The following is a 15956-nucleotide window of genomic DNA, read 5'->3' as shown; positions in this document are numbered from 1 at the left end:
GCCACCGTCAACGCGCCCACCCTAACAGTCCCGTTGCGCTCCATGCGACCCGCCGCGGCGGCCGTCCCGGAGAACGCCCGGCGGTGCCGATCAGGTCTGGGCCCCTTCCTGGTACATCCAGTTCCGGATGATGGCCACGGCCTCTTCCGGGTGCTTGTCGACGATTTCGCCGATCTTGCGCAGGGACGAGGCACGCACGCGGCCCTCCACCTGATTGATGTCGATCATCTGGTCGAGCAGGCTTTCCTCGGCATCCTCCTCGCCCTCCAGCAGTTCGGCCATGTCGGCGGTGGCGCCGGGGCCGGCCAGCTGCGCCATCTCGCCGCCGCCCATCAGGCTGCCGGCGCCGCCGGCGCCGCCGGCCAAGGTCGTCGGCATGCTCTCGAACAGACGGGTGAGGACCGGCCGGACCACCAGCAGGATGACCAGCAGACCGACCACCGCCAGCACCAGCACCTCGGCGAGCTGCAGCAGCTCCTCCTTGGAGATGCCGAACAGCAGCGATCCGTCGTCCAGTTCGCCGGGATCGAGCTTCACGAACTCCATATTCACGACTTCGACCACGTCGTTGCGGTCGTCGTTGAAACCGATGGCCGACTTCACCAGCGTCTCGATCGCGTCGAGCTGCTCCTGGCTGCGCGGCTCGTAGACCCGGTCGCCGTCGTCGTTGCGCGTATAGTTGCCATCGACCAGCACCGCGACCGACAGCCGCTGCACCTCGCCGCCTTCCTTCACCCGCTCGGTGACGGTGCGGGAGATCTCGTAGTTGGTGGTCTCCTCGGTGCGGTTCTGCTGGCGGTTCGAGGTGTTGGTGTTGCCGCCGTTGTTGACGTCGGCTTCCGGCAGATTGTTCTGGACCGTGACCGTGTCCTCGCCGGCGCGCTCGGACTCGTTGCTGGTCTCTTCGATCGCCTGGGTCGAGCGGGCGACCACTTCGTCCGGATTATAGCGCTCCCGGCTTTCGGTCAGCCGGTCGTAGTCGATCTCCGCCGTCACCTCGGCGCGGACGCGACCGAGGCCGACGGTCTGTTCGACCAGTTCCTCGATCTGCTGGCGCAGCCGGTTCTCGAAGGCGGTGCGCATCTCCTCGGCGTTCTGCAGCGCCAGGGCGGCGGAGCCTTCCTCGCCGAAGCCGCGGGCCAGAAGCTGGCCGCGGTCGTCCAGGATCGACACGCCCTCCGGCGTCAACTGGGGGACGGCGGCCGCGACCAGGTGCTGGATCGCCAGGATCTCTTCCTTGCCCGGTCGCAGCGTGCCGTTGGTCTGCAGCACCACCGACGCGCTCGGCTCCTGCTGCTGGCGCGAGAACAGCTCGCGGCGCGGCAGCACCAGGTGGACGCGGGCGGCGCGGACGTTGCGGATCGACGCGATGGTGCGGCCGAGCTCGCCTTCCAGGGCGCGGACCAGGTTGACGTTCTGGACGAAGCTGGTGGTGCCGAGGCCCTGGCTCTCGTCGAAGACCTCGTAGCCGACGCCACCGCCGCCGGGAATGCCCTGCTCGGCCAGGCTGACGCGCAGGTTCAGCATCTGATCGGACGGCACGAACACCTGGGTGCCGCCGGCCTTGAGCTGGTAGGGGACGCTCCGGCTCTCCAGCTCGCGCACGATGGCGCCGCTATCGGCCGGATCGAGGTCCGAATAGAGCAGCGACATGCTGCCGCTCGACAGGCGCGAGACCAGGAAGATGAAAAACCCGACAACGGCGAGCGCCGTTCCGGCGAGTGCCGCCAGACGGACCGGCCCGAGGTTTCGAACGAGATCGGCAAACGGATTCATGATCGGTCACTTCCCCCAAAGCGGGCCCGAAGGCGGACCTCGAAACGGGCGCTGGCACGAACGGTGTCTCCGTCGGCCTGGCCGGCGTCTCCGACGTTGTGCGGCTGTGATGCTGCCGTTAATTTCTGTAAAATTTTATACAAAACCCTGGCACCATTGTCCATGGCTATGTGGGCAAAATTTTCCTACCCAAGCTATCATTGTTTTCTGTAAAAGTTAACAGGTAATTAGAGGCGATCGTTTGAGTGCCAACTGAACCAGTTGGCTCCAGTTAGCGGGGGAGTGTGCAATGGCGCGAGGCGCTAAGACGCCTGGATCACGGCAGCCGCCGCCGCGTTGGGCCGATCCGCGCAATCCACTGGCGCAGCAGCATGCCGCCCTGGTCCAGGCCGGAATCGCCGCCTATGAGGCGGGGGATATCGACGGCGCCCGGGCGCGCTTTCGCGCGGTGCTGGATCAGGATATCGAGCACCCGGACGCCCTGATGGGGATGGGGATCGTCGCCCGGGCGATGCGCCAGCACCAGACGGCGGCGGAACTGCTGCGCCGCTCGGTCGCCGTGAACCCGAAATCCTCGACGGCCTGGTCGAACCTGGGCAACGCGCTGCAGGATCTCGACCTGTGGGACGATGCGGTGCGCGCCAACGAGGAGGCGGTGAAGCTTGAACCCGGCCACCCCGGCATCCGCCAGAATCTCGGCAGCGTCCTCAACTCGATCGACCGGCCCTATCAGGCGTTGCCGCATTTCCGCGAGGCGCTGAAGCGCAGCGGTGGGCCGATCGACGCGGTGATCAACTATGCCACCGTGCTGTCCCGGGTCGGTGAGTACGGGGCGGCCGATCGCAATTTCAAGCGCGCGCTCAAAGAGGTTCCGGCCCATCCGGTGGCGAATTTCCACTACGGCATGAACCAGCTCTGGCAGGGCAACTGGTCGGAGGGCTGGCCGCTGCACGAGTGGCGCTTCCTGTCGGGCACCTATGCCGGCTCGCTGCGGCAGATCGCGGTGACCGCCCCGCTGCCCGACTCGCTTGCGGGCAAGCGCGTGTTCCTGTTCCGCGAGCAGGGCATCGGCGACGAGCTGCGCTTCGCCACAATGGTCCAGGATATCGCGGCGCGCGGCGGCGACATCACCCTGGAATGCTCGGCCAAGCTGATGCCGCTCTTCGCGCGCAGTTTTCCCGGCCTGACGCTCGTCGAGGCCCGCCATCTGGCGGTCGATCGCGGCGAGGAGGTGTTCGACGTCACCCTGCCGACCGGCAGTCTGGCCCAGTATGTCCGCCGCACGCGCGCGGATTTCCCCCGAAACCGCACGTTGCTGAAGACCGATCCCCGGCGCGTCGCGGCCTTCGCCGACCGCCTGGCGGCGCTCGGTCCGGGGCCGAAGGTCGGCCTGTCCTGGCGCAGCGGCCTGCGCGGCCGCCTGCGCTCCGACATGTATGCGGCGATCGAGGATCTGGCGCCGCTGTTCCGGCTGAAGGATATCGTGTTCGTCAACCTTCAGTACGACGACGCGCGTGAGGAGCTGGCCCAGGTGAAGGACAGGTTCGGCGTGACGGTCCATGCGGTCGAGGACCTCGACCTGTTCGATGATCTGGACGGGTCGGCCGCCCTGACCCGGGCGCTCGATTTCGTCGTCAGCGCCAATACCTCGGTGGCGACGATCGCCGGCGGCGTGTCGACGCCCGGTATCGAGTTCTTCGGCCGACCGATCCCGAAAGGTTATCCGATCGACGGCAGCGATCCCTGGTTTCCGTCCATCCGGCCCATGGGAAAGCGTCCCAGCGAACCGTGGAGCGGGCTGATGCGGGAGATCGCGAAGGTCTTGGGTGATTTGACCCGAAAACAATAAGAGAGAGAGAGATGATTCACGCACGCTGACGCGATCACGAAGCGATCCCATCACCGTACGATCTTCTCTATAAACGGCGGCCTCACACCGCTCGGCGCCGCATCGGCGACGCGGAGCGGAGTGCGGTCAGCTCGACTTGCGGCGATACTGCTGAATGCGGGTCGCCCGCAGGCCGCGGACGCCATGGCGATCGATCAGGCGCTGCCAGGAGGCGAACTCCTCCTCGCTCAGATTCCACCGTTCACAGGCTTCCTCCACGGTGAGCATGCGGCCGCGAACGGCCGCCACCACTTCCGCCTTGCGTCGCATGACCCATCGCTGGGTGTCCCGCGGGGGAAGATCCTCCAGGCTGAGGAGGGTCCCGTCCGGCCCGACGACCTCTGTGGCCCGGTCATCCTGGGCAAGGTCCGAGTTGGCGGGTGCATAGTCAAATGTCGAATGTGCGGTCATGGTCCGGTACGTGTGTTGGTATCGGTGACCTGAAGATGCCATCGTCGGCTTAACAAAAGGCTAAGCTGAGGGACGGTTGGCGCAATTTGTATGCCGTCACGCGAAAGCGCCGCCGCCGGCGGACCGGGGCGGGGACGAAACGACAAAAAAGCTGGTACGGGGCGGAGCTTTCCGGGAAACGGGCTTTCCGGGAAACTGGTTCATCGGGAAAAGGGCCCCGGCCAGAAGGCCGGGGCTAAGGAAAGCGGTATCGTTAGCGGGGGCTCCGATTACCGCTTAACGCGGATGATCTCGTCGAGCAGTTCGTCACCGGTCGTGATGACCCGGGTGGCGGCCGAGTAGGCGCGCTGGGTGATGATCAGGTCGGTGAATTCCGCGGAGATGTCGACCGTCGAGCGTTCCAGCGCCTCCGATTGGACGAAGCCCAATCCTTGTGTGCCGGGTCTGCCCAGGACGAGTTCGCCGGAGTCGTTGGACAGGGCGTAAGCGTTGCCGCTCTCCTGACGCAACTCGGTGGCGGCGGGGACCGATGCCAGGGCCAACTGGTACAGCGCACGCGATTCGCCGTTTCGGAACTGTCCGGTGACCAGGCCATCGTCATCGATATCGACCTGCAGCAGGTCCGACGGGCCAGAACCGTCCTGGTTCAGCAGAGTCGCTTCATAGATATCGTCGAACTGCCCGAGACCGGTGGAGCTGTCAAACGTGCCCCAGATGACCGTGGGCGTGGAGGCATTCGCACCAGTGGAGAACAGGTTGGCCGGGATCGTCAACGTCGTGGAGGCGGTCGCGCCCGATGCGCCCGCAGTGCCGTCGACACTCTCCAGCGTACCGTCGCCGTTGAACAGCACGGTCTGGGCAGCAGCGACCTGGTTGGTGTTGCCGTTGGAGTTCGTGAGGTCGACCGTATAGGTCCAGGTGTTGGCCACTGCCGACTTGGTCCAGTTGACGGTCAGCAGGTGGTCGGTGCCCAGCGAGTCGAAGATCGTCAGGTTGGTCGTCGCCGTGGTGCCGGTGGCCGAGGCGGCCGGCAGGTTGGCAGCAATGTTCATCCGTGTCGTCGGATTGGCGATCGCGCTGAAGCCCGTCAGGTTCACGGTCTCCAGGCTGGTGAGCAGGTCCTGGGTGGTGGCATTGACGATGTTGCCGGAGGTGTCGGTGCGCCAGCCCTGCAGATAATAGCCTGCGGTGTTCACCAGATTGCCGTCCTCGTCCTGGTTGAAGGACCCGGCGCGGGTGAACAGGAACTCGCCGTCGGAGCCGTCGTTCTGGTTGACGACGAAGAAGCCTTCGCCGATCAGCGCCAGGTCGGTGTCCGACGTGGTGCCCTGGATCTGGCCCTGCTTTTCGGGGTCGGTGAAGGGACGGGCGATGACGCCGCCCGGTGCGAACTGGGTGTCGCTGGCCGACTCGGTCACCAGGGTCTGGAAGCGGACCCGGGTCTCCTTGTAGCCGACCGTGTTCACGTTCGCGATGTTGTCTGAAATGGCCGCGAAGGCAGTGGACTGGGCGCTGATGGCCGCCACGCCAGCGAACAAGCCGCCGTATATACCGCTCATTTTTCTTATCCTCCATGGGATGCGCGCGGTCTGGACCGCCGTCCGCATCGGGAAGCTTGATCTGGCGCCTTCTGGCTAGGGAGATCGGCCGCCTTCTGGGGCCGGATATTCAGGTCAGGCGTTGCCGGCCCCGCGGACCGCCATGACTTCGCCCAGTGAGTATTCGGCATCGCCGATCATCAGGGTCGGGCCGCTGTCGGAGGTTCCGGTTCCGGTGACCCGGCCGGTGATATCGACAGTCCCGTGAACCGTATCGCCTTCGGAATTCTCGGCAGCGATGGCGAAGTAATAGAGGCCGGGCTCGGTCGGATCGCCGTTCTGATCGGTGCCGTCCCAGGTGACAGTGTGTCGCTGGCTGCTCGTGCTGCCTTCGAACTCGCGGATCACCTTGCCCGCACTGTCGTAGATCTTGACGGCGAGTTCCTGGGTGTCCTTCGGCGGCGTGTAGCCGAAGGTGACCGGGTTCTCGCCATCGTAATGGGTGATGTCGCCTTCGACCTGCACGTCCTTGCCGATATAGGACAAGGCGGCAGCGTCGGCGCTCGAGTTCAGCAGTCCGATGAGGGACTCGAGATTGTCGTTCTGCTTGATCTGCTGTTCCACCGACGCGAAGTTGACCAGCTGGTTCACCATGTCCTTGTTGTCCATGGGATTCAGCGGATCCTGGTTCTGCAGCTGGGTGGTCAGCAGGGTCAGGAACTGATCGTACTGATCCGCCAGTCCGGTCATCGAAGTTGGTGCGGCTGAGCTGCTGCTGGTGCCGGTCGTGCTTGAGACGTCCATGTCCTTACCTCCTAGGCGACGAGATCGAGGCTGCCGTCGGCCTTGATGCCGCCGGACCCCTCATCGCCCTGTTGGTCTGCGGCGACCCCGTCGCCATCAATGCTCTGGGAGGCAAGCTCCCCGTCAGCCGGTCCATTGCCGCCGGCTCCGTCATCGGCGTCGTCGGCATGGTCACTGCCGCCGCGCAGATCGAATTCGAGGGACTCACCGTCGGTCTGCAGCCCGGCGTCCTGGAGGACCCGTTCCAGACCCTTGGCGTCCCTCTGGAGCAGTTCCAGGGTTTCCGGTCGGTCCACGGCAACCACCGCTCGGACCAGACCGTCCTTGGAGATCTCCATCTTGATGTCGACCTTGCCCAGTTCTTCCGGACTCAGTCGGATCGTCACCTTGCCGCCACCATCCTTGGCCGTGGCGGACATCTTCATGGCGACCTGGTCGGCCGGGGTGCCCAGATTGGCACCCGGCCGGCCATGAGCGGTTGCGGCCGCCCGGTCGGCCGGAGAGGCGGAGGTATGCGTGCTCTGGGGTCCGCCAACCCCGGCCATGGTCATGGGTGTCGATGAGGAGGAGGTGCCCGTCGGGCGTCCGGCCTCGCCGCCGGCAAGAGACACGGGCTGGGCCCGCGCGGTCCGGGTGGCGAGAATTTCCTGGAACTGGGCCCGCGAGGCGTCGCCACCGAAACCGCGCTGGCCGATCGTCGCGCCGAAGCTGATCCCGACCTGCTGCGGGTTGGGCTGACCGCCCTGACCCTGGTTCTGAGACTGGTTGTTGGCGCCGCCGTTCTGGCCGCCGGCATTGTTACCGTTGGCGCCCTGGCCGTTTGCCGAGTTCGTCGCGGATCCGTCGGCGCCGACGAAGGTGGGCTGGTTGCCGCCCACGTGCAGCGTCCCGGCCCCGCCATTGGCGTTCGACGTCTGGACCTGACCGCCGGCCGCCGCCTGCTGAGCCTGGACGAGGACCGCGGACGACACGCCCTGCGACCGCGCCACCGGAACCGGCGTCTCCACCGTTACCTTCGCTCCCATCAGGGAGTCGGCACGGCCGGACGCGGTGTTGGGCTTCTGGGCGTCTCCGGCGGTCTGGGTGTCGCCGGTCTTCTGGGTGCCGGTCGAGCTGGCGGCCGGATCGATCCGGTCGCGCTGGCCCATCGCCTGGCGGGCCAGGGCGGCAACATCATCCGTCGGCGGTGCCACCGGAGCCTGCGTCGACTGCGCGGCCGGTTGGGCCGCGGCGGACTGAGGAGGGGCGGATGCCGGCTGCGCCGCTGCTGTGGCGACCGCTGCCGGGTCTTGCGGTTTTCCTGGCTCTGCCGGCGTGGCGGGCTCTGCAGCCTTCGCGGCGGCCTCTGCCGGCTGTTCGGTCGTTTCAGCGACAACATCGACTTCGGCGTCGCCTGGCGTGCCCGGTGCGACGGCCTGATCCGTGCCGGCGGTCCGGACCGGGGCCGGCGGGGGCATGTCGACGACTGCCGGTGCTCCGACCGGTTCGTCGGCGGCGGTGGTCTTTTCCGTCGGCGCGTCCTTCTCGGTCTCGGCCTCGGTCTGGGTGGCCTCGTCCTTACGCGTCGCCTTTTCCTTGCGATCCGCGCGGGGCTCACGCTCCGTCCGGTCGGCCTGCGACGGGCGCGTCGGCTCGTTGCGCTCCCGCGCCTGGTTCTCGCTTCGGTTCTCGTCAATCTTCGCCATCATCTGCATCACGCCCTGGAAGGCGTCGCCGGTCGACGACTTGGATTTGCGGCTGTCCGCCGCCAGGGACGATGCCCGTGGATCGATCGCGTTGAGGTCCATGATCCCACCTGCCTGATCATTGTCGCTAAGGGCTGTGCAAGGGCCGGGCCAGTTTCGATCGGGCCTCTCGGTGGAGAAAATCCGCGGATTTCGAGGATTTTCCGCCCGAGCGCCCGGAGGCGGCGATCCGGCGCGCTCGGTGGGTGGCAGAACTTGCCGGGTCAGGGGGCGAGGGACGGCAAGCCTTGCCGCCCTGACCTGAAACTGTGCGGGGAGGGGCCGTGGTTTCGGCCGACCGGATGCCGGCAGGTCCCGATATTCCGTCCCGGCACGATGCATGCAGGGTGCCGTTCGCGAATTCGGCGGTCTGTCATTATATAAAATACATCTTTTTTTTATCTAAAATGCTTGACGATAGGGTTGGGGATGTGATTTAAGGGTTCACGAGACGGAGTGATCCGTTTTCGGTCCGGCAAAAAGCCGGTCAATCCATCCTTAGAACGAGGACAGAACCATGGCTGTGCAGAACTCTATCAATACGAACCCGGCCTCCTTCGTGGCCCTGCGTAACCTCAACTCCGTCAACCGGACCCTCGACACCATCCAGAACCGTGTGTCGACCGGCTTGAAGGTCACTGGTGCTCTTGACGATGCGTCGAACTTCGCCATCGCCCAGGGCATCCGCGGTGAGCTCAAGGCAATCGGAGCGGTCACCCAGGGTCTGAACAACGCGAAGGGCATCGGAAAGGTGGCTATCGCCGGCACAACCGGCATTTCAGATCTGCTGCAGACAGTGCGTCAGAAGCTGACCGAGCTCTCGAACGAAGGTATCACCACTCAGCAGCGTGATATCCTGACCACGGACTTCAACCAGCTTCTGTCTCAGGCGGCGAACTTCATCGACAACGCGGTGTTCAACGGCGTCAACCTGCTGGACACCACGAACGCCTCGCCGGATGTGAACACACTGTCGAACCTGACGGGCGGCACGCTGACCCTGACGGGACAGGATCTGCGGACCACGACCCTGTCTCTGGCGGCTGGCGATGTCAGCTCGGCGACCAACGCACAGGGCGTCATCGCCAACGAGTACGCCAACCTGGAGTCGGTCGTGAATGCGGCCCTGGGTTCGCTGGGTGCGGAGGTTCGGGCTCTTGAGCTGCAGACCTCCTTCCTGGAGCAGATCTCGGACGCGACCGAGGAAGGCCTGGGCAACATCGTCGATGCCGATCTGGCACGCGAGTCGGCCCGACTGACCTCCAAGCAGGTGCAGCAGCAGCTGTCGATCCAGACGCTCGGCATTGCCAACCAGCGTCCGCAGACCCTGCTGGGGCTGTTCGGGTAAGCCACCCGAAGCGCGAAAGCGACAACATCACGTGGGGTGGAGCCGCCGGCTCCACCCCCACCCCGAAAAAAAATCGAGGAGAGCGTAGCGACGTCATAGTTCGAGAATTTCAAAAGAATCCATTCTCTTAGCTGTTTTTCAGCCCAACGCGATGTGGCCTCGGCCCCTGCGGCGTCGTCGTCGACCGAAGAATCCGGTTGACTGGATGATGCGCGCGGGGCAAACGTGTTGGTGCTCTGGGGTCCGTTGACCCCCTTTTCGGACAAAATGTCCGTGTCCTTAGAACGAGGAGGCCACAATGGCTGTTCAGAACTCCATTAATACCAATCCGTCCATCTTCGCCGCTCTCCGGACCCTGAACTCGGTCAACCGGAACCTCGACACCACGCAGAATCGCGTGTCGACGGGCCTGAAGGTTGCCGGTGCTCTCGATGACGCGTCCAACTTCTCCATCGCCCAGGGTATCCGCGGCGAGCTGAAGGGGCTGTCCGCCGTCACCCAGGGTCTGAATAACGCCAAGGGTATCGGCCAGGTGGCCGTCGCCGGTGCGACCGGTGTTTCCAACCTGCTGACCGACATCCGCTCGAAGCTGACCGAGCTGTCCAACGAGGGCATCACCACCGCTCAGCGTGAAATCCTGACGAGCGACTTCAACCAGTTGCTCTCTCAGGCCGCCAACTTCATCGACAACTCGGTGTTCAACGGCGTCAACCTGCTGGATACCGGTGGTAGTTCGGTTGACATCAACACCCTGTCGAACCTGGAAGGCGGTACGCTCACGCTGTCGGCTCAGGATCTTCGGACCACGACGCTGTCCCTGGCTGCCGGTGACGTTACCTCGGCGACGAACGCGCAGGGCGTGCTTGCCAACGAGTTCTCCAACCTGGAATCGGTGGTCAACTCCGCGCTGGGCTCGCTGGGTGCCGAGGTTCGCGCTCTGAATCTGCAGACCACCTTCCTGGAGCAGATCTCTGACGCGACCGAAGAAGGTCTGGGCAACATTGTCGACGCCGATCTGGCGCGCGAGTCCGCGGCTCTGACGTCGCTGCAGGTTCAGCAGCAGCTGTCGATCCAGACGCTGGGCATCGCCAACCAGCGGCCGCAGTCCCTGCTGGGTCTGTTCCGTTAATCGGATCGCCGATACAAAAGTCAGGGCCGGACGAAAGTCCGGCCCTTTTTTTATGTCCGATCCGAAAGTACCCGCTCCACCGTCCGGGCCGCCTCCCTCATGGCCTCCGGCCACGGCATGTCCGGCGGTCGGAAGACGCGTTCTATTCTGGGGAACCAGGGCTGGCGGCCCTGGCCCAGGGCGACCCATCCAGGGTGCAGGGAGAAGCCGACCGTCGGCACGCCGAGCGCTCCTGCGAGCGCCAGCACGGCTGTATCGGCGCTGACCACCAGATCCAGGGCCGCCATCAAGGCGGCAACCCCTTCCTGGTCGTCGTGCCGGTCGAGATCGGGCGGCAGGACGATCTCCGTGCCGGTGCCGAGCGCCAACCCTTCGAGGTCAGAGCGACAGTCATCATATTGAAGAACAACAAAGAACCGGTTCGTGAGGCTCAGAAGCGCCGCACAGTCGCCGAGGGTCGGATAGTGACGGCGACGATGGCCGGCCCGGCTGCCCGACCGCCAGCAGAGGCCGATCGCGGGCCGCCCGCGGGTCTCCCGATCCAACCAGCCGTGCCATTCCGCCACCCGGTTCGGGTCCGGCGCCAGGCCGGGTCTCGCCGCCGCGAAGCTTGCGATGTCGGGGCGCAGCAGCTCCATGAGATCGCCGGCCAGACACCAATGGGTGAAAGGCCCGTCGGCCGGGTTGGGGCGCAGACGCCGCCGCCAGGCGAGGCGGGGCAGGGCCCGGGCGCCGAGCGGGATCAGCCGTTCGTCCGCCTCGACCGTCACCGCCGCGAGACGTCCCTGCGCCAGCTGTCGGTCGAGGTCGCTCCACAGCGTTGAGAACAGAAGCTCGTCGCCCAGTCCCTGTTCGGTGAGGACCAGCAGACGGACCCCGGCCTCGCCGGACCAGCGTGGCAGATCGGGACCGGGTATCCCCCGCCGGGCCGGTCTGTTCCGGAAGATCGGCCAGCCCCCGGCAAGATCTCCCGCGGCCAGCCGGTATGCCGCCAGATTCGCCAGTACCTCCGGATCGGTCGGGGCCGTCACACGGGCCCGGCTCCCGCATGTCACGGCGGCCTCATACCGCGCCAGCCGGTAGAGCGTTTCGGCCCGGTTGCCCCAGGCCGCCGTATGCGCCGGGTCCAGCAGGGCCGCGCGGTGTGTGTCGGCGAGGGCCGGGGACACGGCATCCAGTTCGATCGCCGATGCGGCTCGATCGGCGAGGGCGCGCGGGTCGGCCGGCAGAACCACGAGCGCCCGGTCGGCCAGCATGAGAGCCGTTTCCGGTCTCAGTATGCGTCGCTCCACCTCGGCAAGGTCCAGCCCAATCCACGGGTCCGCCGGCGCAAGACAGAGCGCGCGTCGAAAATCGGTCGCGGCAAAGGCAGGGGTCCGACGGGCTCTTGCAAGACCCGCCCGGCGCCAGACCGTGGCGTCGCCGGGGGCGAGGGCAAGCAGCCAACGCAGGGCCCGATCCTCGCCGGATCGGTGGCGCACCAGGACATCGAGGGCTTCCTGGCCACCCGGCTGCAGGAGGACCGCCCGGCGTGCCGTCTGTGTCGCAGACTGGCCGAGCCGGTCGAGACAGACGGAGAGGTGCATCCAGGCGTTGCCGTTGGTCGGCGCTGCCCGAACGGCCGCCTGCAGGTCGAGGCGGGCATCGGCAATCCGCCCGCTCTGGAGCAGCGCGAAGCCGCGCAGGTGCCGGGCCGTCGGATGATCGGGCGCCAGATCCAGGACCGCGCCGTAGACCGCGATCGCCTTGTTCAGGTCCCCCAACCGGTGGGCATGCAGACCGGCGCTCAAGGCGGTGGTAACGGCGACGGTCATCCTAGTGGAAAGCGAATCGGAGTCGGCCGCCGGCGCCCGCCGACCGCACGGCGCCGGGCAGGGCATCGTCCGGCCACGTGCGAAAATCCGCATGGAGGCTGTGATGCCGAGCGCGTTTCATTGGTCGATTCCCAGCTTAGCTTGACAGTCGGAAAATGAATGCGACATTTAAGGCATGCCACTAAAGGTCAACATCAAGCCTGGGGAAAAGTTCGTCGTCAACGGCGCCGTCATGGTCGCCGGCAACAAGGGCGCGTCCCTGGTGTTGCAGAATGAGGCGACGATCCTGCTGGGCAAGGACATCATGCAGGAGCATGAGGCCGATACCCCGGCCAAGCGGATCTATTTCACGCTTCTGCTGATGTATCTGGATGAGACTGGCCGTCAGGACTACTACCCGACCTTCATGAGATTGATCGAGGATTTCATGGAGGCGACAACGTTCAACGAGGTGCGCAAGACGCTGCTGCACATCGTTCAGGACGCCAATGCCGCCCGCTACTATCGCGCGTTAAAGACTTGTAAAGCATTGATCAGCTATGAAGATCAGGTGCTGGCATTTGGCCGTGGAGAAACGACCGAACGCCCGAGCATCGCTCTGGAAACGCCTTAGTGGACGGTGAAGTCCGAATGTCCAGCTACGACGCCTACAACAGAGCCATCAAGAATACCGCGTCTCCGCGAGACGTAGAGTATCGGCTTCTCGGGCAGGTTACCTCTGCCCTCATGAAAGCCCAGCAGCGGATGTCCGACGCGCGCACCAAGCCCACGGCGATGGCCGAGGTCATGGATGCGCTGAACTGGAACAATCAGGTCTGGGACACGTTCGTTCAGGATGTCGGCACCGAAGGCAATATGTTGCCGCGCGAATTGCGGGCAGCGATCGTCAGCCTCGGAATATGGGTGTCGCGCGAGACCGGCCTGGTGACGTCGGGTGAGGGCGACATCGAAGCGCTCATTTCGGTGAACAAGGCGATCATGCGGGGTCTAAACCCCGGTCGCGCCGAACAGGACGACAAGGCCGAGAAACCGGCGACGGATCCGGGCATTTCGGCGTCCCTCGACTCATTCTGATCGGCACCGGTCCATGACCGGGCAGTCGCTCACGACCGAACGCAAGACAACCCTCACAACTTTGTTCAATCAGTCGATTCATCGGCATACCGGGGGCCATGTGCTCGCCGCCGCGCAGGCCTATGAGCGGGTTCTCAGAGATCTGCCGACCCATGCCGATGTATTGGATCTCTACGGCACGGCGCTGTTTCAGCGAGGTGCCGCGGCGACCGGCCGCGCTTATGTGACAGCGTCGCTCAAGCGGCGGCCGGTTTGCGGATCTGCCTGGAACCATCTGGGCGCTCTCGACCGCGGTCTGCGGGACGGCGGCCCGGCGCAGCGTGCGTTCCAACGTTCGGCTGTCATCGGCGACCGGGACGAGACCGACCGGGGCCTGCGGCTGAACCGCCGCGCGGCGGCGATGCTAGCCACGTTGACGTCGACGGCGGCCGACGCCTGATGCGGCCGCTCGACCCGATCGCGCAACAGGCCCTGCGCCGAGGCCTTGCCGACCGCGCGGCCCAGCGCTCTGCGGCGGCCCAGGACTGGTTCCGGGCGGCGATCTGCGCCGCTCCGGGGGATCCCCGGCTCGTCACCCTGGTGATCGGCGGCGATGCCCGCACCCAGATCCGGTTGTGCGGCCGGGCCCTGTGCCTCGATCCGCTGCAGCCGCAGATTCTGGAACTGGCGGGACAGGCCACGGCGGAACTCGGCGATGGACCGGGATCGGAGAAACTCCTTCGCCGGGCCTTGGTGGTCGACCCGCAGGGGACAGGGCGCGCGGCCTTCGCCATGGCCGACACGCTGACTCGGGCGGGCCGGAGTGCGGCGGCCGTACCCTTCGCGTGGTGGGCGGCGGTTTCGGAGCCGAACCAGCCGACGACGCTGGTGCGTCTGGCTATGGTGGCCGGGCAGGCGGAACGGTGGGCGCTGGCGGCGACCGCGGCGCTGAAGGCCTGCAGGATGTTGCCGCTGCTGCCCGAACTGGCGGTGACGGCCGTCGTCGCAGCCCGCGAGGCGGATCGCGGCCAGGAAGCCTGGGCCTGGGCCAGACGGGCCGTCGCGGCCGCCCCGCAGAACGCCGACGGGGCAAGGCTCCTGAGTGAATCGGCCAACCGGCCCGCCGGCTTGGCCTCGCGTCGCCGATGGGCGAGGCGGGCCACGATGATCCAGCCGCTTTCCGCCGCGGCCTGGGAGCAGCGGGCCTTGGCCGAGCGGGCCGAGGGCGATTTCTCCGCGAGCCAGTCCGCCGCCCGGCGCGGTCTGCTGGTCACGCCCGACGATCGGGGCGGTGCCTGGTCGATGGCCCAGGCGGCGATCAGCCGAGCGCAGTACGATCTCGCCGGCCGGGTCGCCCGGACCGGCTGGACGGCGCATCCGCAGGACAGCGAACTCGCTTATCTGTGGGGCCAGGTGGAGAAGGCGGTCGGCGATCTCGGACGCGGCTGGGATCTGGAGGCGGCGCGGACGACCGGGCCGCGGTTCCACCGGACCGTAGGTCTGCCGCCGCGGGTGGACGGTCCGGATCTGCCCGCAGAAGGCATGCTGGTCGCGGCGGAGCAGGGGATCGGCGACGAACTGCTGTTCATGTCGTGTCTGCCGGATCTGCTGGCGGACTGTCCGGCCCCGGTGGTGGAAGCGGATCCGCGGTTCCATCCGCTGTTCCGCCGCTCGTTCCCCGGCCTCAGGCTGATCGACCGCCAGGTCCGGGCCGAGGGAAAGGGTGCGATCTACGACTATACCGGTGTCGTTCCGGCCCTCGGCCTTACCTCGCACATCCATGCCGGCGACCTGCCGGCGCGTTATCGCCGCGACCGCGCCCGTCCGTCGACACAGGGCGGCTATCTCACGGCCGATCCGGCGAAGGTGGCGGCGTGGCGCGCGAGAGTGGGCGGGCTCGGGGGAGAAGGACCGCTGATCGGCCTGTGTTGGCGCAGCATGATGGGCGGCGGACTGCGGTCCGCCTATTACGCCGAGCTGCCGCAGATGTTGCCGATCCTGCGGGTTCCCGGCTATCGCTTTGTCTGTCTCCAATATGACGAGTGCCGGGACGAGCTCGATTCCCTGCGCCGAGAGCACGGGATCGAGCTGTGGCGGCCGGAGGATCTGGACCAGCTCGAGGATCTCGACGGCGTGGCCGCGCTGATCTCCGCATTGGACGGCGTGGTGTCGACGGCGACCAGCGTGTGCGTGCTCGCCGCCGCCCTTGGATGCCCGACGATCCGGTTGGCCTCCTCGTTCTACAGCATCCTCGACGACCGCGATTTCTTCTTCGCCAACGTCACGCCGACCCTGCGGCGGGATGAGGCGATGGACATCTCGCTCGCGGTCGAGCGTGCCGCCGGACTGCTCCGGACCCGCGCCCAACCCCGGAATTGACGCTTCTTACCGGGACGTTTTTTCCCGATCAGCCGGTGAGTTTCTGCCGCCATACCCGATTTCATCGGGCATGCAGAATCTGCCCTTTTTCC

General features: G+C 66.2%; 13 protein-coding genes. 7 read left to right on the top strand and 6 right to left on the bottom strand.

Features of this window, described 5'->3' with window-relative positions; translation table 11 throughout:
* Nucleotides 1-90: 90 nt before the first annotated feature.
* The gene (gene fliF / locus BLS34_RS19245; protein WP_028795027.1) at nucleotides 91-1776 is read right to left on the bottom strand and encodes a flagellar basal-body MS-ring/collar protein FliF; all 1686 of its coding nucleotides are present in this window, start codon (nucleotides 1774-1776) and stop codon (nucleotides 91-93) included.
* Between the two features lie 289 nt (nucleotides 1777-2065).
* On the opposite strand from fliF, the gene BLS34_RS19240 reads away from it, so the two are divergent.
* The gene (locus BLS34_RS19240) at nucleotides 2066-3625 is read left to right on the top strand and encodes a tetratricopeptide repeat protein (RefSeq protein ID WP_093152905.1); all 1560 of its coding nucleotides are present in this window, start codon (nucleotides 2066-2068) and stop codon (nucleotides 3623-3625) included.
* A 126-nt stretch (nucleotides 3626-3751) separates the two neighbouring features.
* On the opposite strand, the gene sciP is transcribed toward BLS34_RS19240, so the two are convergent.
* From sciP to BLS34_RS19220, 4 genes are all read right to left on the bottom strand, one after another.
* The gene (gene sciP / locus BLS34_RS19235) at nucleotides 3752-4075 is read right to left on the bottom strand and encodes a CtrA inhibitor SciP (RefSeq protein WP_084618949.1); all 324 of its coding nucleotides are present in this window, start codon (nucleotides 4073-4075) and stop codon (nucleotides 3752-3754) included.
* Nucleotides 4076-4344: 269 nt separating this feature from the next.
* Entirely contained in the window at nucleotides 4345-5634 is a 1290-nt protein-coding gene (locus tag BLS34_RS19230) for a flagellar hook protein FlgE (protein ID WP_028795025.1), read from the bottom strand.
* A gap of 114 nt (nucleotides 5635-5748) precedes the next feature.
* Nucleotides 5749-6417: a flagellar hook assembly protein FlgD gene (locus tag BLS34_RS19225; RefSeq protein WP_051244908.1), complete on the bottom strand. Its 669-nt coding sequence runs from the start codon at nucleotides 6415-6417 to the stop codon at nucleotides 5749-5751.
* 11 nt (nucleotides 6418-6428) lie between these two features.
* Entirely contained in the window at nucleotides 6429-8204 is a 1776-nt protein-coding gene (locus BLS34_RS19220) for a flagellar hook-length control protein FliK (protein ID WP_175474304.1), read from the bottom strand.
* Nucleotides 8205-8658: 454 nt separating this feature from the next.
* Here BLS34_RS19220 and BLS34_RS19215 point away from each other — a divergent pair, with 454 nt between their 5' ends.
* Nucleotides 8659-9489 (top strand): flagellin, encoded by an 831-nt coding sequence (locus BLS34_RS19215; protein ID WP_028795023.1) that lies wholly within the window; start codon nucleotides 8659-8661, stop codon nucleotides 9487-9489.
* 298 nt (nucleotides 9490-9787) lie between these two features.
* Entirely contained in the window at nucleotides 9788-10618 is an 831-nt protein-coding gene (locus BLS34_RS19210; protein ID WP_028795022.1) for a flagellin, read from the top strand.
* A gap of 50 nt (nucleotides 10619-10668) precedes the next feature.
* On the opposite strand, the gene BLS34_RS19205 is transcribed toward BLS34_RS19210, so the two are convergent.
* Nucleotides 10669-12432: a tetratricopeptide repeat protein gene (locus tag BLS34_RS19205; RefSeq protein ID WP_175474303.1), complete on the bottom strand. Its 1764-nt coding sequence runs from the start codon at nucleotides 12430-12432 to the stop codon at nucleotides 10669-10671.
* 175 nt (nucleotides 12433-12607) lie between these two features.
* Here BLS34_RS19205 and BLS34_RS19200 point away from each other — a divergent pair, with 175 nt between their 5' ends.
* The 4 genes from BLS34_RS19200 to BLS34_RS19185 are packed head-to-tail and all read left to right on the top strand — an operon-like array spanning nucleotide 12608 to nucleotide 15864.
* On the top strand, nucleotides 12608-13045 hold the full coding sequence (locus tag BLS34_RS19200) for a flagellar biosynthesis repressor FlbT (protein ID WP_051244907.1): 438 nt from the start codon (nucleotides 12608-12610) through the stop codon (nucleotides 13043-13045).
* 17 nt (nucleotides 13046-13062) lie between these two features.
* On the top strand, nucleotides 13063-13506 hold the full coding sequence (gene flaF, locus BLS34_RS19195) for a flagellar biosynthesis regulator FlaF (RefSeq protein ID WP_038015221.1): 444 nt from the start codon (nucleotides 13063-13065) through the stop codon (nucleotides 13504-13506).
* 13 nt (nucleotides 13507-13519) lie between these two features.
* Nucleotides 13520-13945 carry a hypothetical protein gene (locus BLS34_RS19190; RefSeq protein ID WP_093152897.1) on the top strand — a complete coding sequence of 142 codons (426 nt, stop codon included), beginning with the start codon at nucleotides 13520-13522 and terminating at the stop codon, nucleotides 13943-13945.
* Nucleotides 13945-15864 (top strand): hypothetical protein, encoded by a 1920-nt coding sequence (locus tag BLS34_RS19185; RefSeq protein WP_093152894.1) that lies wholly within the window; start codon nucleotides 13945-13947, stop codon nucleotides 15862-15864. The genes BLS34_RS19190 and BLS34_RS19185 overlap by 1 nt, the downstream gene beginning before the upstream one ends.
* Nucleotides 15865-15956: the final 92 nt, after the last annotated feature.

Source organism: Thalassobaculum litoreum DSM 18839 (genome assembly GCF_900102465.1).
GTDB lineage: Bacteria > Pseudomonadota > Alphaproteobacteria > Thalassobaculales > Thalassobaculaceae > Thalassobaculum > Thalassobaculum litoreum.
This window is presented reverse-complemented; position numbering and strand designations above follow the sequence as displayed.